Genomic DNA, 20,644 nt, shown 5'->3' on the forward strand with positions numbered 1-20,644 from the left:
ATCAGCTGAAACACCTGCCTCTGACCCACCGCCATCGCAGGCAAGCCAGCTCCCACCCTTGATTTTCGGTGATTCCTAGGCAAAAAAAACGCCCCGAACCAGTCGGGGCGTGATTGTTGCGCGGCACTGCGGTTAGGTCTTCCGTGGGGCCGCCGTGGCCGTGTACGCGGTACTTAGTGGAACTGCTCTTCTTCGGTCGAACCGGTCAGCGCGGTCACGGACGAGGTGCCGCCCTGGATCACGGTGGTCATGTCGTCGAAGTAGCCGGTGCCCACTTCCTGCTGGTGCGCCACGAAGGTGTAGCCTTTGGCGGCGTCTGCGAATTCCTGCTCCTGCAGCTTCACGTAGGCGGTCATGTCGTTGCGGGCGTAGTCGTGCGCCAGGTTGAACATGCTGTGCCACATGTTGTGGATACCGGCCAGGGTGATGAACTGGTGCTTGTAGCCCATGGCCGACAGCTCACGCTGGAACTTGGCGATGGTCGCGTCGTCCAGGTTCTTCTTCCAGTTGAAGGAAGGCGAGCAGTTGTAGGACAGCAGTTGGTCCGGGTATTCCTTCTTGATCGCTTCGGCAAAGCGGCGTGCTTCGTCCAGGTCTGGCTTGGCGGTTTCGCACCAGATCAGATCGGCGTACGGCGCGTAGGCCAGGCCACGGGCGATTGCCTGGTCGAGGCCGGCGCGCACTTTATAGAAGCCTTCCTGGGTGCGCTCGCCGGTAACGAATGGTTGGTCGTACGGGTCGCAGTCCGAGGTCAGCAAGTCTGCCGCGTTGGCGTCGGTACGGGCCAGGATGATGGTCGGTGTACCGGCAACGTCAGCGGCCAGGCGAGCGGCGGTCAGCTTCTGTACAGCTTCCTGGGTCGGTACCAGTACCTTGCCACCCATGTGGCCGCATTTTTTCACCGAAGCCAGCTGGTCTTCGAAGTGCACGCCGGCAGCGCCTGCCTCGATCATGCTCTTCATCAGCTCGTAGGCATTGAGTACGCCACCGAAACCGGCTTCGGCGTCTGCCACGATTGGCGCGAAGTAGTCGATGTAGCCTTCATCGCCTGGGTTCTTGCCGGCTTTCCACTGGATCTGGTCGGCACGACGGAACGAGTTGTTGATGCGCTTGACCACGGTTGGCACCGAGTCCACCGGGTACAGCGATTGGTCGGGGTACATGGATTCAGCGGAGTTGTTGTCCGCTGCCACTTGCCAACCGGACAGGTAGATCGCCTGGATACCGGCTTTTACCTGCTGGACTGCCTGGCCGCCAGTGAGGGCGCCCATGCAGTTGACGAAATCTTTGTCGGGACGGAAAGAAGGCTTGGCACCCTGAGTGACCAGGTTCCACAGCTTCTCGGCGCCGAGTTTTGCGAAGGTGTGCTCAGGTTGGACCGAGCCACGCAGGCGGACGACGTCAGCAGCGGAATAAGCGCGGGTCACGCCTTTCCAGCGTGGGTTTTCAGCCCAGTCTTTTTCAAGGGCTGCAATTTGCTGTTCGCGTGTCAGTGCCATGGGGAAAAACCTCGTCGCGTCTTGTTTGAAGTATCCGTTTGCCAGCCCGGCATTCGTTGCCTGGGTAGGATTGCTCGCTGACCAGAAGCTTTGGTGTTCAAGTCAAATCTGACGGAGGTAGGCGACGGGATGAACGATGGGGCTCAAGGGGGAGTTGAGCAGGTAAGGGCAAACTGCGAACGGTCTTCGGGCGTCGTGGGCCTTTGTACGATCCATCAGTGTGTAGCCGGGTTACCTGGTTAGCTTCCGTCCCTCGGGACAACTTCGTTCCAGTCGCAACCAACGTCAAACACACCTTGTGGGCGGTACAGACACGAATCGGCTCAGGTGGGTAGCTTAGAGCGGCGATCCGAAGGCCCTTGCCAGGGCCCCTGATTAGCGGGAGCGAGGCCATCATGCCCATGCTTTTTTGGCTCGTCAAATGTTTTGTAGTGCTTTTTTTCCGGCACTACATCTTTAGTCTAATGCGACTTGCCAGTCAGTTTTCGGTGCTTCAGTTCAGGGTGTCGACCTTGACCCGTAAAGTCAGGTCATCGCGGCCCTGAGTAGAGTAGCTGCGGGTTCTAGAGGACTTGTCCGCCTGGGTTTCACGATTGATGCCGGCCAGGGGAATCCATTCGCCCAGGCGGCCGCTGACAGTTGTGTCGGTGCTTTGCACGTTCACTACATCGGGACGTTCCTGGCTCATGCGGTCACGGTTGGTACTGATGGCCAGGTGTACGGTCTCGCCGGTGACGCTGGCGGTCACGTAAAAGCCCTGGGTGACGTTGCGATACTGGGTCTGGTTTTGCAGACGGCCGTAGCTGTCCTGTTGCGTGGTGGTCAGCGGTACGCTCTGGCCGACCTGGATCAGCGCAGGCACGCCTTCGCTGGCCTGGATCTGCTGCACGCCACCGTCGCGGCTGGCAGTGCCGTAGCTGATGATGCGGGTCTGGCTGTCACCGCTGTTCTGTTGGTTGTTCTCGTTGGTATCGACGGTGATCAGCAGGCGTTTGGCCGGTGTATCCAATTGGCCGAGCAGTGCGCGCAAGCCCTCGATCCTGGCGGGCTCAGCGTTAACGATAAGCTGGTTGCCGTAGGCGCTGACGGTGCCGTCCTTGCCAATGAAGTTCTGCGCCACGGGCAGCAGGTCGGCGCTGGTGCGGTTGTTCAGATTGACAACTTCAGTGGCGGCCATGGCGCAAGCGCTGACGGTCATCACGAGGGCGGTGAGCAGGGTGCGTAGGGACATGTCCGTTATCTCTGCGAGTCATTTGCTTGATAGTGCCAGTTTGTCGGCCTGGCAGGGCGCAAGTTGAATCGTAGACGGCAAAATGCCCTGGGAGGCAGGGCATTTGTGGTGTTGCTGAAATCGCTATCGCAGGCAAGCCAGCTCCCACACTTGACCGAGTACAACCTTTGGAATGCGGTCAGTGTGGGAGCTGGCTTGCCTGCGATGCAGGCGACGCGGACTCGGGTCAGTCCCCGCGCACCATATCCACATGCGGAATCCCGACCTCAAGAAACTCATCGCTGACGATCTTGAAACCCAGCCGTTCATAAAACGGCGCCGCATACACCTGCGCACTCAGGAATTGCCGGGTCTGGCCGCGTTTCACCGCCTCGCCGATCACCGCTTCCATCAGCTTGTCGCCGACTTTCAGCCCACGCCAGTCCTTGAGCACTGATACCCGACCGATCTCGCCGCTGGGCAGCAATCGAGCGGTGCCAATCGGGAAATCACCTTCGTATGCAAGAAAATGCATGGCGCCGGCATCGTCCGCGTCCCACTCCAATTCAGGCGGGACCGATTGTTCAGCGATGAATACCGCTTCACGAATGCGCCGAATCTCGTCGATATCCTTTCGCCAGTCCGCGACACTTACGTGAATTCTATTCATCCGCGAACCCCAGGCTGCCTTGCTTGACCAGTTCGCACAGCAGGTCGCGACCGTCTTCGTCGGCCAGCCACTCGCCCAGGTTTTCGCTGTGCAGTGCATCGGCCGAGCACACCAGCTTCAACAGTTCACGCAGTTTGCCCGGCAGGTAACGGCTCTGGCCGCTGGCGAACAGCAGTACATCGTCGTCGACTTCGGACCAGGCCAGGCGTGCGCTCGGGTTGCGTACCAGGATCGCGCCGTCTTGCAGGCTGTTGATGAAATCTTCTTCGCCCAACTCTTCGCCGGCCACCAGTTCCGGGTAGCGTGGCTCGGTCATGAACTGGCCGAACCAGGTCAGCAGCATGCGCTCATCGCTCATGTGCTCGGCGAGCAAGCCCTTGAGGCGGTCCAGTGCGTCGCCCTGGATCTGGTGCGGGTCGCTGACCGGCTGGGCGTCTGCGTCGGTGTAGCGCTCTTCGTCGGTCAGGTACTGGCTGAGGAAGTCGGTGAAGTGGGTCAGCACTTCAGCGGCGCTCGGTGCACGGAAACCCACGGAATAGGTCATGCAGTCGTCTTCAGCAATACCGAAATGGGCCAGGCGCGGCGGCAGGTAGAGCATGTCGCCCGGTTCCAGCACCCATTCGGCGCTTTCTTCGAATTCGGCGAGGATGCGCAGGTCGGCGTGTTGCAGCAACGGGCTTTCGGAATTGCACATCTGGCCGATCTTCCAGTTGCGCTTGCCCTGGGCTTGCAGCAGGAACACATCGTAGTTATCGAAATGCGGACCGACGCTGCCACCCGGCGCGGCGAAGCTGATCATCACATCATCGATACGCCAGCTCGGCAGGAAGCGGAAGTGCTCCAGCAGCTCAGCCACTTCCGGAACGAACTGGTCGACTGCCTGCACCAGCAGGGTCCATTCGCGCTCGGGCAGGGTGCTGAAAGCGTCTTCGGCGAACGGGCCGCGACGCAGTTCCCACGGGCGCTCGCCGTGTTCGATCACCAGGCGCGACTCGACTTCTTCTTCCAGGGCCAGGCCTGCCAGTTCGTCGGCGTCGATCGGGCTTTCGAAGTCAGGGATGGCCTGGCGGATCAGCAGCGGTTTTTTCTGCCAGTAGTCGCGCAGGAATTCCCGTGCCGTGATGCCGCCCAGAAGTTGAAGAGGGATATCAGGATTCATGTGTAACCTATTGAAAAAAAGCACTTTTAAGACAGGAATAAAAACGCCCGGCGCGGCCGGGCGTCTCAAAGGAGCTTGCTTGGATCAGATGCGCTTGGCTTGTTCTACAGCGTTGCCGATGTAGTTGGCCGGGGTGAGCAGTTTCAGCTCGGCCTTGGCTGCGGCTGGCATGTCCAGGCCGTCGATGAAAGTTTGCAGCGCTTCGGGGCTGATGCCCTTGCCGCGCGTCAATTCTTTCAGCTTCTCGTAGGGGTTTTCGATGTTGTAGCGGCGCATCACGGTCTGGATCGGCTCGGCCAATACTTCCCAGCACGCGTCCAGGTCAGCGGCAATCTTCTGCTCGTTGAGCTCCAGCTTGCTGATGCCTTTGAGGCTGGCTTCGTACGCGATCACGCTGTGGGCAAAGCCGACACCGAGGTTGCGCAATACGGTGGAGTCGGTCAGGTCGCGCTGCCAGCGAGAGATCGGCAACTTGCTGGCCAGGTGCTGGAACAGGGCGTTGGCGATACCCAGGTTGCCTTCGGAGTTTTCGAAGTCGATCGGGTTGACCTTGTGCGGCATGGTCGATGAACCGATTTCGCCTGCAATAGTGCGCTGCTTGAAGTAGCCCAGGGAGATGTAGCCCCAGATATCGCGATCGAAATCGATCAGGATGGTGTTGAAGCGTGCAATCGCGTCGAACAGCTCGGCGATGTAGTCGTGGGGTTCGATCTGCGTGGTGTAGGGGTTGAAGCCCAGGCCCAGCTCGTCTTCGATGAAGGCGCGGGCGTTGGCTTCCCAGTCGATCTCAGGATAGGCCGACAGGTGGGCGTTGTAGTTGCCTACGGCGCCGTTGATCTTGCCCAGCAATGGCACGGCGGCGACTTGGGCGATCTGGCGCTCCAGGCGGTACACCACGTTGGCCAGTTCTTTGCCCAGGGTGGTCGGCGAGGCCGGCTGGCCGTGGGTGCGCGACAGCATCGGCACGGCAGCGAAACGGATCGCCAGCTCGCGAATGGCTTCGGCGGTCTGGCGCATCAGCGGCAGCATCACGTCATCACGGCCTTCGCGCAGCATCAGGGCGTGGGACAGGTTGTTGATGTCCTCGCTGGTGCAGGCAAAGTGGATGAACTCGCTGACCTGGGCCAGTTCCGGCAGTTGGGCCGCTTGCTCTTTGAGCAGGTATTCGATGGCTTTGACGTCGTGGTTGGTGGTGCGCTCGATCTCTTTGACACGCTCGGCGTGCTCCAGGGAGAAGTTTTCCGCCAGGGTGTTCAATACAGCGTTGGCTTCGGCGGAAAACGCCGGCACTTCGCTGATGGCGGGGTGAGCGGCCAGGCGCTGGAGCCAGCGCACTTCAACCAGGACACGGGCACGGATCAGGCCGTACTCGCTGAAAATAGGGCGCAGGGCCTGGGTTTTGCCGGCGTAGCGGCCGTCAACAGGGGAAACCGCAGTGAGCGAAGAGAGCTGCATGGGGTGTTCTCGGACAGTCGGGCAACGAAATGGGGCGCGTATCATACATGAAAAAATCCGCCGGTCCGTCGCCAACTGACCGGCGTATTACGCGTAATGGCTTGAAAACAGCCTGCTGGTGCGACTTATTCGTTGCGCATCAACGGGTAAAGCTCTTTGAGCAATTTGCGTCGGCTGATCACCAACTGCCAGCGATGACCGCCCAGTTGGCGCCACAAGCGTGCCGAACGAATACCGGCCAGGAGCAGGGCGCGGATTTTCGACGCGTTGTTGGGTTGCTGCAGGTTGCGCATGTCGCCGTGCACCTGGATGCGCTGGCGCAGGGTGCTCAAGGTGTCCTGGTACAGCGCACCTACGGCTGCGATCACGTTTTCATGGGCCGGGCCGAAGTGTTCTACCTGGGACTGGATCTGCGGCAGGCGCTTGCCGATGGTGTCCAGCAGGTCGTCACGCTTGGCCAGTTGGCGCTCAAGGCCAAGCATCGACAGGGCATAGCGCAACGGCTCGCGCTGCAAGGTGCTGGGGTCGCGCTCCAGGGCGCCGATCAGGGCGCGATAGCCTTCACGCAGGGCCAGGTCGTCACCGCCGTAAACCTCAAGGGTGTCCTTGGGATCGCGGATCAGCAGGCTGCCGAGCATGCAGGTCAGGCCGGCCTCAGTGACCTGGCCGGTCTTGGCGATCTTGTCCACCAGTACCGCAGCGAGAAAGACACCGCCAAGGGCCGTCAATTGCTCCTGGGTCGGGCTCATGCCGGGTTGCTCCAGGCTTGCGCGACTTCAATCACGCCGCCGCCCAGGCAGATTTCGCCGTCATAGAACACCACGGACTGGCCAGGGGTGACCGCGCGCTGCGGGTCATCGAAGGTGGCACGGTAGCCGGTGGCGGTCTTTTCCAGGGTGCAGGGCTGGTCACTCTGGCGATAACGCACTTTGGCGGTCAGGCGGCGCGGGGTGCTCAAGTCGATCGGGTTGACCCAATAGATCTCGGAAGCGAGCAGGGCGCCGGAGAACAGCAGCGGGTGCTCGTTGCCTTGGCCGACCACCAGCACGTTGTTTTCCAGGTCTTTGACCAGCACGTACCACGGCTCTTCACCGGCGTCCTTCAAACCGCCAATACCCAGGCCCTGGCGCTGGCCGATGGTGTGGTACATCAGGCCGTGGTGGCGGCCGATCACTTCACCCTCGGTGGTCTTGATCTCGCCCGGTTGCGCCGGCAGGTATTGCTTGAGGAAATCACTGAAGCGCCGCTCGCCTATAAAGCAGATACCGGTGGAATCTTTCTTCTTGGCGGTGGCCAGGCCGTGTTTCTCGGCAATTTTGCGCACTTCGGGCTTTTCCAGCTCGCCGACCGGAAACAGGGTCTTGGCGATCTGCTCACCACCGACGGCGTGCAGGAAGTAGCTCTGGTCTTTGTTCGGGTCCAGGCCCTTGAGCAATTCGGTGCGGCCATCGATATCGCGACGGCGCACGTAGTGGCCGGTAGCTATCAGGTCGGCGCCGAGCATCATGGCGTAGTCGAGGAAGGCCTTGAACTTGATTTCGCGGTTACACAGGATGTCCGGGTTCGGCGTGCGGCCGGCCTTGTATTCGGCCAGGAAGTGCTCGAACACGTTGTCCCAGTACTCGGCGGCGAAGTTGGCGGTGTGCAGCTTGATGCCGATCTTGTCGCACACGGCCTGGGCGTCCGCGAGGTCGTCCATGGCGGTGCAGTATTCGGTTCCATCGTCTTCTTCCCAGTTCTTCATGAACAGGCCTTCCACCTCATAACCCTGCTCCATGAGCAGAACGGCGGAAACGGAAGAGTCCACGCCGCCGGACATGCCGACGATGACGCGCTTCTTTTGTGTGTCAGAAGGGGCTGAATCACGCATAGGGTTTCAACGGGTGTCTTGAAAAAGGACGCGATTCTAGCAGGCCTGGGCCCGCAAGGCTAAAGAGAAGGGCGGATCAATTCGAGACTGTGGCATTGGCCGGCCAGATAATCATCGATGCAGCGGATAATCAGCTCGCTGCGCCAGTCGTTGCGCACGGCCATCAGCTCGTCACGGGTCAGCCAGCGGGCGCGCAGGATGCCTTCGTCGAGTTGATAGTCCGGGTGGTGTCTCAGGGCCTTGGCGATAAAGCAGACCCGTTGATAGGTGACGCCATTGCTGGGTGCGGTGTACAGGTAGATGCCGACGATGCCGGTAGCTTCCACGTCCCAGCCGGTTTCTTCCAGCGTTTCGCGCACGGCAGCTTCGGTCAGGGTTTCGTTCGGGTCCAGATGGCCGGCGGGCTGGTTGAGCACGGCGCGGCCGCCCTTGAGTTCTTCGACCATCAGGAAGCGGCCGTTGTCTTCGACGATGGTGGCGACGGTGATGTGAGGTTGCCAGGTCATGGGAAGTCTCTTGGGATGCCCCGCGGTCTTCGGGCAGGATTGCGGTCAATGTGGGAGCTGGCTTGCCTGCGATAGCGGTGGGTCAGCTACTGAATAGCTTGCTGGTAGACCGTCATCGCAGGCAAGCCAGCTCCCACATTCTATTGGGTTTCTTCAGTTAAATCGGTGGCAGTCCGAAACAGAAACCCCGGCACTGGGCCGGGGCTTCTTTGCATCCTTACAACCTTACTTCAACTTGGCAATCGCCGCATTGAGGGTGTTGCTCGGGCGCATGGCTTTGCTGGTCAGCTCTGGGTTCGGCGCGTAGTAGCCGCCGATGTCCACTGGCTTGCCCTGTACGGCGTTGAGTTCGGCAACGATGGTTGCTTCGTTCTCGGCCAGGGTTTTGGCCAATTCGCCAAACTGCGCTTGCAGTGCAGTGTCTTCGGTCTGGGCGGCCAGGGCTTGTGCCCAGTACAGCGCCAGGTAGAAGTGGCTGCCGCGGTTGTCGATGTTGCCGACCTTGCGCGATGGCGATTTGTTGTTGTCCAGGAACTGGCCGGTGGCCTGGTCCAGGGTCTTGGACAGTACCAGGGCTTTGGGGTTGTTGTACGTCACACCCAAATGCTCAAGGGACGCGGCCAGGGCCAGGAACTCGCCCAGGGAATCCCAGCGCAGGAAGTTTTCTTCCAGCAGTTGCTGCACGTGCTTTGGAGCCGAACCGCCAGCACCGGTTTCGAACAGGCCACCGCCATTCATCAGCGGCACGATCGACAGCATCTTGGCGCTGGTGCCCAGTTCCATGATCGGGAACAGGTCGGTCAGGTAGTCGCGCAGTACGTTGCCGGTCACCGAAATGGTGTCCAGGCCCTTGCGGGTGCGCTCCAGGGTAAACTTCATCGCATCGACCGGGGCCATGATGCGGATGTCCAGGCCTTCGGTGTTGTGGTCTTTCAGGTAAGCCTGAACTTTCTCGACCACTACGCCATCGTGGGCGCGCTGGGGGTCCAGCCAAAAGATGGCCGGGGTGTTGCTGGCGCGGGCACGGTTGACGGCGAGCTTGACCCAGTCCTGGATCGGCGCGTCTTTGGTCTGGCACATGCGGAAGATGTCGCCAGCTTCGACGTTCTGTTCCATCAGCAGGTTGCCCTGGCTGTCGGTGACGCGGACAACGCCGTCAGCCTTGATCTGGAAGGTCTTGTCGTGGGAGCCGTACTCTTCGGCTTTCTTCGCCATCAGGCCAACGTTTGGCACGCTGCCCATGGTGGTGGGGTCGAAGGCGCCATGGGCCTTGCAGTCTTCGATGACCGCCTGGTAGATGGTGGCGTAGCAGCGATCCGGGATCACAGCCTTGGTGTCGTGCAGTTGGCCGTCGGTGCCCCACATTTTGCCGGAGTCACGGATCATCGCTGGCATCGAGGCGTCGACGATGACGTCGCTCGGCACGTGCAGGTTGGTGATGCCTTTGTCGGAGTTGACCATCGCCAGGGCAGGGCGAACGGCGTAGACCGCCTGGATATCGGCTTCGATCTGCGCCTGCTGGTCGGCCGGCAGGGCTTTGATGCGGGCGTACAGGTCGCCGATGCCGTTGTTCAGGTTGAAGCCGATCTGTTCCAGCACGGTCGCGTGCTTGGCCAGGGCGTCTTTATAGAACTCGGCAACGATCTGGCCGAACATGATCGGGTCGGAGACCTTCATCATGGTGGCTTTCAAGTGAACCGACAGCAGCACGCCTTGCTTCTTGGCGTCTTCGATTTCAGCGGCGATGAAGCTGCGCAGGGCTTTCTTGCTCAGCACGGCGGTGTCGATGATTTCGCCGGCCTGAACGCTGGTCTTTTCCTTCAGGACGGTGGTGGTGCCGTCCTTTGCAACCAGCGCAATTTTGACCGCATCAGCGGTTTCGATCTGCACGGCTTTTTCGCTGCCGTAGAAGTCGCCGTTGTTCATGTGGGCAATGTGCGACTTGGAGTCGGCAGCCCAGGCGCCCATCTTGTGCGGGTGCTTGCGTGCGTAGTTCTTGACCGACAGCGGTGCGCGACGGTCGGAGTTGCCTTCGCGCAGTACCGGGTTCACGGCGCTGCCCTTGACCTTGTCGTAACGTGCACGGGTTTCTTTTTCCGCGTCGGTGGTTACGGTTTCAGGGTAGTCCGGCAGGGCGTAGCCCTGGGCCTGCAGTTCCTTGATCGCGGCTTGCAGCTGCGGGGTCGAGGCGCTGATGTTGGGAAGCTTGATGATGTTGGCTTCAGGCGTAACGGCCAGGTCGCCCAGTTCGGCGAGGTGGTCCGGGATGGCCTTGGTGCCCAGTTGCTCAGGGAAGCTTGCGAGGATGCGCCCGGCGAGGGAAATGTCGCGGGTTTCCACGGCAATATCAGCGGAAGCGGTGAAGGCCTCTACGATAGGCAGCAGTGAATAGGTGGCGAGGGCTGGGGCTTCGTCGGTGAAGGTGTAGATGATCTTCGAGCGGGTGGGCATATTCGGATTAACTCTCTTCTTTGCTGAAAGCGTGCGCAGAAACTCGAGATGCGCCGGGTAGAGCGCGTTCGTTCAAAGTCATCCATGAGCGAAATGTCGAGGTTTCTTCGCGGTGATGTTGGTTTGCATCAGTCGAGCGTCAAGCGGGTGGGCTATGGTAATAGTCCGGCTTTCTGGCGAAAGGCTACGTTCTAGAGCGGTCCGCCGTCGTGACTCTTTGGTCAGCGGCGGCATTATACATAGGTCGCTATGCTTACGCTGAGCCTTCATACAAAAGGGGGCTCGTCCATTGGTCTAAAGGTCGCAGGTGCGTGGGGTAGTGGGATGTGCTCAAGATTGGCGCTTTTCCCTTTGCTTTCAGGCTTGTAGGCCACCAAATATGCTGTTTTCGATGCAAATGAGCATGGCGTGAGGTTTCAGTCGCCATTTATCTGGAGTAGGCTCGAACGCAGCCAGATGTTCAATCCATAGATGGAGTTCAGCATGGGATACAAGAAGATTCAGGTTCCGGCAGTCGGCGACAAAATCACCGTCAATGCAGACCATTCTCTCAATGTTCCTGACCAACCGATCATCCCCTACATCGAAGGTGACGGTATTGGCGTCGACATCAGCCCGGTGATGATCAAGGTGGTCGACGCCGCTGTTGAAAAGGCTTACGGCGGCAAGCGCAAAATCTCCTGGATGGAGGTGTACGCTGGCGAAAAGGCCACTCAAGTCTACGACCAGGACACCTGGCTGCCCCAGGAAACCCTGGACGCGGTCAAGGATTACGTAGTGTCCATCAAGGGCCCGCTGACAACGCCGGTGGGTGGCGGTATCCGCTCGCTGAACGTAGCGCTGCGCCAGCAACTTGACCTGTACGTGTGCCTGCGCCCGGTGCGCTGGTTCGAAGGCGTGCCCAGTCCGGTGAAAAAGCCTGGCGACGTGGACATGACTATTTTCCGTGAGAACTCCGAGGATATTTACGCGGGCATCGAGTGGAAGGCTGGTTCGCCGGAAGCGATCAAAGTGATCAAGTTCCTCAAGGAAGAAATGGGTGTTACCAAGATCCGTTTCGACCAGGATTGCGGGATTGGCGTCAAGCCGGTCTCCAAAGAGGGTACCAAGCGCCTGGCGCGCAAGGCCTTGCAGTATGTGGTGGATAACGACCGCGACTCGCTGACCATCGTGCACAAAGGCAACATCATGAAGTTCACCGAAGGGGCCTTCAAGGAGTGGGCCTACGAGGTGGCGGCTGAAGAGTTCGGCGCGACTCTGCTCGACGGCGGGCCGTGGATGCAGTTCAAGAATCCCAAGACCGGTAAGAATGTAGTGGTCAAGGATGCCATTGCCGACGCCATGCTCCAGCAGATCCTGCTGCGCCCGGCCGAATATGACGTGATCGCGACCCTCAACCTCAATGGTGATTACCTGTCCGACGCCCTGGCGGCGGAAGTGGGCGGCATTGGTATTGCGCCGGGGGCCAACCTGTCGGACACCGTGGCAATGTTTGAAGCCACCCACGGTACTGCGCCTAAATATGCGGGCAAGGATCAGGTCAACCCTGGTTCATTGATCCTGTCGGCGGAAATGATGCTGCGGCATATGGGCTGGGTCGAGGCGGCGGATCTGATCATCAAGGGCACCAACGGCGCGATTTCGGCCAAGACTGTGACTTATGACTTCGAGCGTCTGATGGATGGCGCTACGCTGGTGTCGTCGTCGGGGTTTGGTGATGCGTTGATCAAGCATATGTAAACAGGCAGAGAAAACCGGCCGCCCTGATGAGTCGGGGCGGCCGGTTTGCTTTGAGTGCTTGATTTCAGTGGCTGGTCAGGCCCGCTGCTTCTCTGATTTTTCTACCTTTGTTTCTTTCACGCCTGCAGTGGCAGGCGCATCAACAATATTTACGGCATGCATGCCTTTTGGCCCTTGAATGATTTCAAAGTTGACACGCTGACCCGCTTTCAGCGTTTTGTAACCTTCCATCTGGATCGCTGAGAAATGCGCAAAAAGGTCCTCGGTCTTGCCGTCTTCAATGACGAAGCCGTAACCCTTGACATTGTTGAACCACTTGACCTTACCACTAGCCATTCCCTTATCCCTCTGCACCAGACTCCATCACTGGAGTATCATCCTGTCTATCCGTCCTAACCCGAATAAATAAGGTTGACTGCGCGGACCTTTTTTACCCACTGTGGGCTCTATTCGTTGTAACACCGTTTCGCCGATAGTCAAGGTGACCAAAGGGTCAGAGTTGAAATTCTGACAGGCCGCCCCCACCACTGTAATTGAACCACTGACGAACCTTTCTTTCCCATGCATGCAAACAGCCAGATTCGACTAACATTCAATCAGGATCGCCCGGATCAGGAACATGACGACGACGGTTCTGCAGGCATTGCTGTTCAGGAGGCCAAGCCTGCTTTACAGGCGCCGCCGATGTACAAGGTGGTTTTGTTTAATGATGACTACACACCGATGGATTTCGTCGTCGAAGTGCTCGAGGTGTTTTTCAACCTGAACCGCGAGTTGGCGACCAAGGTAATGCTGGCCGTTCACACAGAAGGACGGGCAGTATGTGGAGTGTTTACCCGCGACATCGCCGAGACAAAGGCCATGCAGGTCAACCAGTACGCCAGGGAAAGCCAGCATCCGCTACTCTGTGAAATCGAGAAGGACGGTTAACGCCGACCACTTGGGTATGAGGTGAAGCTATGTTAAACCGCGAGCTCGAAGTCACCCTCAATCTTGCCTTCAAAGAGGCTCGTTCGAAGCGTCATGAATTCATGACCGTCGAACACCTTTTGCTGGCACTTTTGGATAACGAAGCTGCCGCCACCGTTCTACGTGCGTGCGGCGCCAACCTCGACAAGCTCAAGCATGACCTGCAGGAGTTTATCGACTCCACCACGCCACTGATCCCCGTGCATGACGAGGACCGCGAAACCCAGCCAACCCTGGGGTTCCAGCGGGTATTGCAGCGTGCTGTGTTCCACGTACAGAGCTCCGGTAAGCGTGAAGTCACGGGCGCGAATGTGCTGGTGGCAATTTTCAGCGAACAGGAAAGCCAGGCCGTGTTCCTGCTCAAGCAGCAGAGCGTTGCCCGTATTGATGTAGTCAATTACATCGCCCACGGTATCTCCAAGGTGCCTGGGCACGGCGATCATTCCGAGGGCGAGCAGGATATGCAGGACGAGGAGGGCGGTGAGTCTTCTTCTTCCAGCAACCCGCTGGATGCCTATGCCAGCAACCTCAATGAAATGGCGCGCCAGGGGCGGATCGATCCGCTGGTGGGGCGTGAGCACGAGGTAGAGCGTGTAGCGCAGATACTTGCGCGTCGTCGCAAGAACAACCCGTTGCTGGTGGGCGAGGCGGGCGTGGGTAAAACCGCGATTGCCGAAGGCCTGGCCAAGCGCATTGTCGACAACCAGGTGCCAGACCTGCTGGCCAGCAGTGTCGTCTATTCCCTTGACCTGGGCGCGTTGCTCGCCGGGACCAAGTACCGTGGCGATTTCGAGAAACGCTTCAAGGCGTTGCTCGGCGAGCTGAAAAAACGCCCGCAGGCCATCCTGTTCATCGACGAGATCCATACCATCATTGGCGCCGGTGCGGCTTCCGGTGGGGTGATGGACGCTTCCAACCTGCTCAAGCCGCTGCTGTCCTCCGGTGATATCCGCTGCATTGGTTCGACCACGTTCCAGGAATTTCGCGGCATCTTCGAAAAAGACCGTGCCCTGGCGCGTCGCTTCCAGAAAGTCGACGTGTCCGAGCCGTCGGTTGAAGATACCATCGGCATCCTGCGTGGGCTCAAGGGGCGTTTTGAAGCGCACCATGGCATCGAGTACACCGATGAGGCCTTGCGTGCGGCGGCTGAGCTGGCGTCGCGCTACATCAATGACCGGCATATGCCTGACAAGGCCATCGATGTGATCGACGAAGCGGGTGCCTACCAGCGCCTGCAACCGGTCGAGAAGCGCGTGAAGCGCATCGACGTGCCTCAGGTCGAGGACATCGTGGCCAAGATCGCGCGGATTCCGCCAAAACACGTCACCAGTTCCGACAAGGAGCTGCTGCGTAACCTGGAGCGCGACCTCAAGCTCACCGTGTTTGGCCAGGATGCGGCCATCGACTCGCTGTCCACGGCGATCAAGTTGTCCCGTGCGGGCCTCAAGTCGCCGGACAAGCCAGTCGGTTCGTTCCTGTTCGCAGGCCCGACCGGTGTCGGCAAGACCGAGGCGGCTCGCCAGTTGGCCAAGGCCATGGGCATCGAGCTGGTCCGTTTCGACATGTCCGAGTACATGGAGCGCCACACTGTGTCGCGCTTGATCGGTGCGCCTCCGGGCTATGTCGGCTTCGACCAGGGCGGCCTGTTGACCGAGGCGATCACCAAGCAGCCACATTGCGTATTGCTGCTCGATGAAATCGAAAAGGCTCACCCGGAAGTCTTCAACCTGTTGTTGCAGGTCATGGACCACGGGACCCTGACCGATAACAACGGGCGCAAGGCGGACTTCCGCAATGTGATCGTGATCATGACCACCAACGCCGGTGCCGAAACCGCGGCGCGGGCTTCGATCGGCTTTACGCATCAGGATCACTCCTCCGATGCCATGGAAGTGATCAAGAAGAGCTTCACGCCGGAGTTCCGCAACCGCCTGGACACCATTATCCAGTTTGGTCGCCTCAGCCATGAGGTCATCAAAAGCGTGGTGGACAAGTTCCTCACCGAGCTTCAAGCGCAGTTGGAAGACAAGCGCGTGCAGCTGGATGTGACGGAAGCGGCCCGCAGTTGGATCGCAGAGGGCGGCTACGATGCGGCAATGGGCGCACGCCCGATGGCGCGTCTGATCCAGGACAAGATCAAGCGGCCACTGGCCGAAGAGATCCTGTTCGGCGAACTCTCCGACCATGGTGGCGTGGTGCACATCGACCTGAAGGACGGCGAGCTGACCTTCGAGTTCGAGACCACGGCTGAAATGGCCTGATAGCGGTAAACCTGTAGGAGCGAGCTTGCTCGCGAAGATCGTCAACGATAACGCATGCTGTCTGATTCACTGCGTTGTCCTTGAGTTCTTCGCGAGCAAGCTCGCTCCTACAGTAGTTTTGCAGCCTCTATAAATCCTGCGCACACAAAAACGCCCGGCATAACCGGGCGTTTTGTATTGACTTGCTTAGCGAGCGCGGTAAGTGATGCGCCCTTTGCTCAAGTCATAGGGCGTCAGCTCGACGCGCACTTTGTCACCGGTAAGAATACGAATGTAGTTCTTGCGCATCTTGCCGGAGATATGCGCGGTTACGACGTGCCCATTTTCCAACTCCACACGAAACATGGTGTTGGGCAGGGTGTCGACGACAGTGCCTTCCATTTCGAAGCTGTCTTCTTTCGACATGCAGTAAAGCCCTCGGTATCCAGTGAATGGCCCGGTGCAACTGCGCCAGGCAAAAGCGGCGTGCATTGTGCCCGAAAAAGGGTGTTCAAGCCAAGGGGTTCTAGTTAAGCGTGACCCATCTTTGATTAATCAGCAGCTCAATGGGCCGATATTGGGTCTTGTAGTTCATCTTTTTGCAGTTCTTGATCCAGTATCCGAGGTACACCGCTTCCAGTTCCAGGCGCAGCGCTTCGCCTATCTGCCACAGGATGGCGAAGCGCCCGAGGCTGCGGCGTTCTTCGGTCGGTTCATAGAAGGTGTACACCGCCGAGAGGCCGTTGGGCAGTAGGTCGGTGACCGCCACGGCCAGCAGGCGGCCATCGAGGCGGAATTCGTAGAACCGCGAAAAGGGCAGGTCACGCACCAGGAACGTGGAAAACTGGTCGCGGCTGGGCGGATACATATCGCCGTCGGCATGACGCTGCTCGATATAGCGTTGGTAGAGATCGAAATATTCTTCGCTGTATTGGGGTTTGGTGGCGTGTACGGTCAGGTCGGCGTTGCGCTTGAGAATGCGTTTCTGGTTACGGTCGGGCGAAAACTGTGCAACCGGGATGCGTGCGGGCACGCAGGCATTACAGTTCTGGCAATGGGGGCGATACAGGTGATCGCCGCTGCGCCGGAAGCCCATCTCGGACAGGTCGGCATACACATGCACGTCCATGGGCTGGCTGGGATCGAGGAACAGCGTGGTGGCCTGCTCGTCGGGCAGATAGCTGCATGAGTGGGCTTGAGTGGCATAGAACTTCAAGCGCGCCAGCTCGGTCATGATCAACCCTCGGGATAAGCTTTGAAATAAGTGTAAGCCACGTGCGCGAAAGTCGCCTAGGAAACCCACGGCCCGGCGTTGGGTTGGTCCAGATGTTTGTCCAGGAAGTCAGCGAAGACGCTGCGCGGTATGCCGCGGGCACCCAGGCTGTGCAGGTGATCATTGGGCATCTGGCAATCGATCAGTACAAATCCCCAGGCTTGCAGTTGCCGGGTCAATGTGGCGAAGCCGAATTTGGAGGCGTTGTCGGCGCGGCTGAACATGGACTCGCCAAAAAACAACTGGCCCATCGCCAGGCCATACAGGCCACCTACCAGTTCGCCCTGGTCCCAGACCTCGACGGAATGCGCGTAGCCACGCTGGTGCAGCTCCAGATAGGCCTGCTGGATGCTTTCGGTGATCCAGGTGCCATCGGCATAGGCACGGGGCGCGGCGCAGGCGTGTATGACGGCGGCGAAATCCTGGTCGAAGGTCACGGTATAGCGCTGCTGGCGCAATAATTTGCCCAGGCTGCGGGAAACATGCAGCTCGTCGGGGAATATCACTGTGCGAGGGTCGGGCGACCACCAGAGGATAGGCTGGCCTTCGGAGAACCAGGGAAAACAGCCATGACGGTAGGCCTGGATCAGTCGTTCGGCCGACAGGTCGCCACCGGCGGCGAGCAGGCCGTTGGGTTCGCGCATGGCCTTGGCCAAAGGTGGGAACGTCAGGGTGTCGCGTTGTAACCAGGTCAGCATGGCATCCAGGCTTACGGAAGGGGAGGGGAGTGGCAGGTCATGCACCTGCACCGCAAGTGTTGATTATTGACGACCCGGCGCCACGGGGCCAGCCCGAATAGGCTATTAACGAGGATTAGCATGAGCGGGTGTTTCTGCAACTCTGCACACAGGGTGTGGTCGTAATCGGGTCTGGCGCATGCCGGCCATTTGCCAAGCTTGCCTGGATTGCTAAATACAGCTCATAAGCCTTTGTCAGCAAAGGCAATGCATGCTCAAATTGTCAGTGCAGTCAGGTGAAGGGCAAGTGCGTGGCATCGCGCACGCAAACCCGTACAATGCGGCCATTGTGGCGTTATCGCCATTTCACCTATCCGTCACCGGATGTTAAAAGTAGATTCAGCAACATTCGTTCATTTTTCAGCTGCTCCGGATAGAGCAGTCGTGTAGTCATTTAACAGATGGACGCGCTAAAGGCGCAGGAATAGACCCGTTTTGAAGAAATCCGCCGCAGCACCTAAAGCAGCAGTCGTACCGGCCTGGCGCCAGCACCTGCATTACCGACTCAAGGAAGGCGCACTGATTGCCATCGGTGCGCTGTGTCTGTTCCTGATGATGGCCTTGCTCACCTATGGCAAGGACGATCCGGGCTGGAGTCATAACAGCAAGATCGATGACGTGCAGAATTTCGGCGGCCCTGTAGGTTCTTACAGCGCCGATATCCTCTTCATGATCCTGGGTTACTTCGCCTACATTTTCCCGCTGTTGCTGGCGATCAAGACCTGGCAGATCTTCCGCCAGCGTCACGAACCGTGGCAGTGGAGCGGCTGGCTGTTCTCCTGGCGCCTGATCGGCCTGGTGTTCCTGGTGCTGTCGGGCGCTGCGCTGGCGCATATCCACTTCCATGCACCGACCGGCTTGCCGGCGGGCGCGGGCGGGGCTCTGGGCGAGAGCCTTGGCGACCTGGCACGCCGTACCCTGAATATCCAGGGCAGCACCCTGATGTTCATCGCGCTGTTCCTGTTCGGCCTGACGGTATTCACCGACCTGTCATGGTTCAAGGTGATGGACGTGACCGGCAAAATTACCCTCGACCTGTTCGAATTGTTCCAAGGCGCCGCCAACCGCTGGTGGGCCGCCCGTGTCGAGCGCAAGCAAATGGTGGCGCAGCTGCGTGAGGTTGACACCCGTGTCAACGAGGTGGTGGCTCCAAGCACGCCGGATCGACGCGAGCAAGCCAAGGTCAAGGAGCGCTTGATCGAGCGCGAGCAGGCCCTGAGCAAGCACATGTCGGACCGTGAAAAGCAGGTGCCGCCCGTGATCGCCCCGGCACCGCCCAAGGCGCCGGAGCCCAGCCATCGCGTGCAAAAAGAGAAGCAGGCACCGTTGTTTATCGACAGCGCTGTCGAAGGCACCTTGCCGCCGATCTCGATTCTGGACCCGGCCGAAAAGAAACAACTCAACTATTCCCCCGAATCCCTGGCGGCCGTCGGCCACCTGCTGGAAATCAAGCTCAAGGAATTCGGCGTCGAAGTGTCGGTGGACTCGATCCATCCGGGCCCGGTGATCACCCGTTACGAAATCCAACCGGCCGCCGGGGTAAAAGTCAGCCGTATTTCCAACCTGGCCAAAGATTTGGCACGTTCCCTGGCCGTCACCAGCGTGCGCGTGGTGGAAGTGATCCCGGGCAAGACCACCGTGGGTATCGAGATCCCCAACGAAGACCGGCAGATCGTGCGCTTCTCCGAAGTGCTGTCGACCCCGGAATACGACAACTTCAAATCGCCGGTCACCCTGGCGCTCGGCCATGACATCGGCGGTAAGCCGGTGATTACCGACCTGGCGAAAATGCCGCACCTGCTGGTAGCCGGTACCACCGGTTCCGGTAAGTCGGTGGGTGTGAACGCCATGATCCTGTCGATCCTGTTCAAGTCCGGGCCGGATGACGCCAAGCTGATCATGATCGACCCGAAGATGCTGGAACTGTCGATCTACGAAGGCATCCCGCACCTGCTGTGCCCGGTGGTTACCGACATGAAGGACGCCGCCAACGCCCTGCGTTGGAGCGTTGCCGAGATGGAGCGCCGCTACAAGCTGATGGCGAAGATGGGCGTGCGTAACCTGTCGGGCTTCAATGCCAAGGTCAAAGAAGCCCAGGACGCCGGCACACCGCTGACCGACCCGCTGTACAAGCGCGAAAGCATTCACGATGAAGCACCACTGCTGACCAAGTTGCCGACCATCGTGGTGGTGGTCGATGAATTTGCCGACATGATGATGATCGTCGGCAAGAAGGTTGAAGAGCTGATCGCCCGTATCGCCCAGAAGGCGCGGGCGGCGGGCATCCACTTGATTCTCGCGACCCAGCGGCCGTCGGTGGACGTGATCACCGGCCTGATCAAGGCCAACATTCCGACGCGCATGGCGTTCCAGGTCTCCAGCAAGATCGACTCGCGTACCATCATCGACCAGGGTGGCGCCGAGCAACTGCTGGGCCACGGTGACATGCTGTACATGCCGCCCGGGACCAGCCTGCCGATTCGCGTTCACGGCGCCTTTGTTTCCGATGACGAAGTCCACCGTGTGGTCGAAGCCTGGAAACTGCGCGGCGCGCCGGAATATAACGACGACATTCTCGCTGGCGTGGAAGAGGCCGGCAGCGGCTTCGACGGTGGCAGCAGCGGTGGCGACGATGATGCTGAAACCGACGCGCTCTACGACGAGGCCGTGGCCTTCGTACTGGAAAGCCGCCGTGCCTCGATTTCGGCGGTGCAGCGCAAGCTTAAAATCGGCTACAACCGCGCCGCCCGCATGATCGAAGCCATGGAAATGGCCGGCGTCGTGACCGCAATGAACACCAATGGCTCGCGTGAAGTCATCGCCCCTGGGCAGATGCGCGACTGATTCCGCGCCGCGTGGCAACAC

At 59.5% G+C, this 20,644-nt stretch carries 17 protein-coding genes; 4 read left to right on the forward strand and 13 right to left on the reverse strand.

Translation table 11 applies throughout. The features are described from left to right. Positions 1 to 173: 173 nt before the first annotated feature. From aceA to BT199_RS03905, 9 genes are all read right to left on the reverse strand, one after another. A complete protein-coding gene (aceA, locus tag BT199_RS03865; RefSeq protein WP_003174717.1) occupies positions 174 to 1,499 on the reverse strand; it encodes an isocitrate lyase in 1,326 nt (441 codons plus the stop codon). Positions 1,500 to 1,992: 493 nt separating this feature from the next. Next, on the reverse strand, positions 1,993 to 2,730 hold the full coding sequence (locus BT199_RS03870) for a secretin N-terminal domain-containing protein (protein ID WP_072433928.1): 738 nt from the start codon (positions 2,728 to 2,730) through the stop codon (positions 1,993 to 1,995). 226 nt (positions 2,731 to 2,956) lie between these two features. Continuing rightward, on the reverse strand, positions 2,957 to 3,379 hold the full coding sequence (locus tag BT199_RS03875; protein ID WP_014718908.1) for a GNAT family N-acetyltransferase: 423 nt from the start codon (positions 3,377 to 3,379) through the stop codon (positions 2,957 to 2,959). After that, entirely contained in the window at positions 3,372 to 4,538 is a 1,167-nt protein-coding gene (locus tag BT199_RS03880) for a ribosomal protein uL16 3-hydroxylase (protein ID WP_014718907.1), read from the reverse strand. Before BT199_RS03880 ends, BT199_RS03875 begins: the two co-directional genes overlap by 8 nt. 84 nt (positions 4,539 to 4,622) lie before the next feature. Beyond that, on the reverse strand, positions 4,623 to 5,993 hold the full coding sequence (gene purB / locus BT199_RS03885) for an adenylosuccinate lyase (protein WP_014718906.1): 1,371 nt from the start codon (positions 5,991 to 5,993) through the stop codon (positions 4,623 to 4,625). A 125-nt stretch (positions 5,994 to 6,118) separates the two neighbouring features. Beyond that, positions 6,119 to 6,742, reverse strand: a complete 624-nt coding sequence (hflD, locus tag BT199_RS03890; protein WP_019816713.1) for a high frequency lysogenization protein HflD — start codon at positions 6,740 to 6,742, stop codon at positions 6,119 to 6,121. After that, positions 6,739 to 7,863 (reverse strand): tRNA 2-thiouridine(34) synthase MnmA, encoded by a 1,125-nt coding sequence (gene mnmA / locus BT199_RS03895; protein WP_014718905.1) that lies wholly within the window; start codon positions 7,861 to 7,863, stop codon positions 6,739 to 6,741. The genes hflD and mnmA overlap by 4 nt, the downstream gene beginning before the upstream one ends. Positions 7,864 to 7,922: 59 nt before the next feature. Then, positions 7,923 to 8,369 carry an NUDIX hydrolase gene (locus BT199_RS03900; RefSeq protein ID WP_072433930.1) on the reverse strand — a complete coding sequence of 149 codons (447 nt, stop codon included), beginning with the start codon at positions 8,367 to 8,369 and terminating at the stop codon, positions 7,923 to 7,925. A 225-nt stretch (positions 8,370 to 8,594) separates the two neighbouring features. Then, positions 8,595 to 10,820, reverse strand: a complete 2,226-nt coding sequence (locus tag BT199_RS03905) for an NADP-dependent isocitrate dehydrogenase (RefSeq protein ID WP_072433931.1) — start codon at positions 10,818 to 10,820, stop codon at positions 8,595 to 8,597. 483 nt (positions 10,821 to 11,303) lie between these two features. Here BT199_RS03905 and icd point away from each other — a divergent pair, with 483 nt between their 5' ends. Next, entirely contained in the window at positions 11,304 to 12,560 is a 1,257-nt protein-coding gene (icd, locus tag BT199_RS03910) for an NADP-dependent isocitrate dehydrogenase (protein ID WP_005789095.1), read from the forward strand. 75 nt (positions 12,561 to 12,635) lie between these two features. Here icd and cspD read toward each other — a convergent pair whose 3' ends face one another. Further along, entirely contained in the window at positions 12,636 to 12,896 is a 261-nt protein-coding gene (gene cspD, locus BT199_RS03915; RefSeq protein WP_014718902.1) for a cold shock domain-containing protein CspD, read from the reverse strand. Positions 12,897 to 13,121: 225 nt separating this feature from the next. Here cspD and clpS point away from each other — a divergent pair, with 225 nt between their 5' ends. Both clpS and clpA read left to right on the forward strand, forming a co-directional pair. After that, complete coding sequence (gene clpS, locus BT199_RS03920; protein WP_005789091.1) at positions 13,122 to 13,490, forward strand: ATP-dependent Clp protease adapter ClpS; 369 nt, start codon at positions 13,122 to 13,124, stop codon at positions 13,488 to 13,490. 29 nt (positions 13,491 to 13,519) lie between these two features. Next, positions 13,520 to 15,790 carry an ATP-dependent Clp protease ATP-binding subunit ClpA gene (clpA, locus tag BT199_RS03925; protein WP_003192090.1) on the forward strand — a complete coding sequence of 757 codons (2,271 nt, stop codon included), beginning with the start codon at positions 13,520 to 13,522 and terminating at the stop codon, positions 15,788 to 15,790. A gap of 186 nt (positions 15,791 to 15,976) precedes the next feature. Here the strand turns inward: clpA and infA are convergent, their stop codons facing one another. From infA to aat, 3 genes are all read right to left on the reverse strand, one after another. Further along, complete coding sequence (infA, locus tag BT199_RS03930) at positions 15,977 to 16,195, reverse strand: translation initiation factor IF-1 (RefSeq protein WP_002553999.1); 219 nt, start codon at positions 16,193 to 16,195, stop codon at positions 15,977 to 15,979. A gap of 100 nt (positions 16,196 to 16,295) precedes the next feature. Continuing rightward, on the reverse strand, positions 16,296 to 17,003 hold the full coding sequence (locus BT199_RS03935; protein WP_003192088.1) for an arginyltransferase: 708 nt from the start codon (positions 17,001 to 17,003) through the stop codon (positions 16,296 to 16,298). 56 nt (positions 17,004 to 17,059) lie between these two features. Continuing rightward, complete coding sequence (gene aat, locus BT199_RS03940) at positions 17,060 to 17,740, reverse strand: leucyl/phenylalanyl-tRNA--protein transferase (protein WP_014718900.1); 681 nt, start codon at positions 17,738 to 17,740, stop codon at positions 17,060 to 17,062. A 474-nt stretch (positions 17,741 to 18,214) separates the two neighbouring features. Here aat and ftsK point away from each other — a divergent pair, with 474 nt between their 5' ends. Next, a complete protein-coding gene (ftsK, locus tag BT199_RS03945) occupies positions 18,215 to 20,623 on the forward strand; it encodes a DNA translocase FtsK (RefSeq protein ID WP_003192084.1) in 2,409 nt (802 codons plus the stop codon). Positions 20,624 to 20,644 lie beyond the last annotated feature (21 nt).

This window comes from Pseudomonas sp. NFR02 (assembly GCF_900119375.1).
GTDB classification, from domain to species: domain Bacteria; phylum Pseudomonadota; class Gammaproteobacteria; order Pseudomonadales; family Pseudomonadaceae; genus Aquipseudomonas; species Aquipseudomonas paracarnis.

Coding starts and splice junctions, on each gene's coding strand:
- cspD (WP_014718902.1), bottom strand. CDS start 12,896: ATGGCTAGTGGTAAGGTCAAGTGGTTCAACAATGTCAAGGGTTACGGC.
- BT199_RS03905 (WP_072433931.1), bottom strand. CDS start 10,820: ATGCCCACCCGCTCGAAGATCATCTACACCTTCACCGACGAAGCCCCA.
- infA (WP_002553999.1), bottom strand. CDS start 16,195: ATGTCGAAAGAAGACAGCTTCGAAATGGAAGGCACTGTCGTCGACACC.
- clpA (WP_003192090.1), top strand. CDS start 13,520: ATGTTAAACCGCGAGCTCGAAGTCACCCTCAATCTTGCCTTCAAAGAG.
- BT199_RS03880 (WP_014718907.1), bottom strand. CDS start 4,538: ATGAATCCTGATATCCCTCTTCAACTTCTGGGCGGCATCACGGCACGG.
- purB (WP_014718906.1), bottom strand. CDS start 5,993: ATGCAGCTCTCTTCGCTCACTGCGGTTTCCCCTGTTGACGGCCGCTAC.
- clpS (WP_005789091.1), top strand. CDS start 13,122: ATGCATGCAAACAGCCAGATTCGACTAACATTCAATCAGGATCGCCCG.
- mnmA (WP_014718905.1), bottom strand. CDS start 7,863: ATGCGTGATTCAGCCCCTTCTGACACACAAAAGAAGCGCGTCATCGTC.
- aceA (WP_003174717.1), bottom strand. CDS start 1,499: ATGGCACTGACACGCGAACAGCAAATTGCAGCCCTTGAAAAAGACTGG.
- BT199_RS03875 (WP_014718908.1), bottom strand. CDS start 3,379: ATGAATAGAATTCACGTAAGTGTCGCGGACTGGCGAAAGGATATCGAC.
- BT199_RS03900 (WP_072433930.1), bottom strand. CDS start 8,369: ATGACCTGGCAACCTCACATCACCGTCGCCACCATCGTCGAAGACAAC.
- aat (WP_014718900.1), bottom strand. CDS start 17,740: ATGCTGACCTGGTTACAACGCGACACCCTGACGTTCCCACCTTTGGCC.
- BT199_RS03870 (WP_072433928.1), bottom strand. CDS start 2,730: ATGTCCCTACGCACCCTGCTCACCGCCCTCGTGATGACCGTCAGCGCT.
- BT199_RS03935 (WP_003192088.1), bottom strand. CDS start 17,003: ATGACCGAGCTGGCGCGCTTGAAGTTCTATGCCACTCAAGCCCACTCA.
- hflD (WP_019816713.1), bottom strand. CDS start 6,742: ATGAGCCCGACCCAGGAGCAATTGACGGCCCTTGGCGGTGTCTTTCTC.
- icd (WP_005789095.1), top strand. CDS start 11,304: ATGGGATACAAGAAGATTCAGGTTCCGGCAGTCGGCGACAAAATCACC.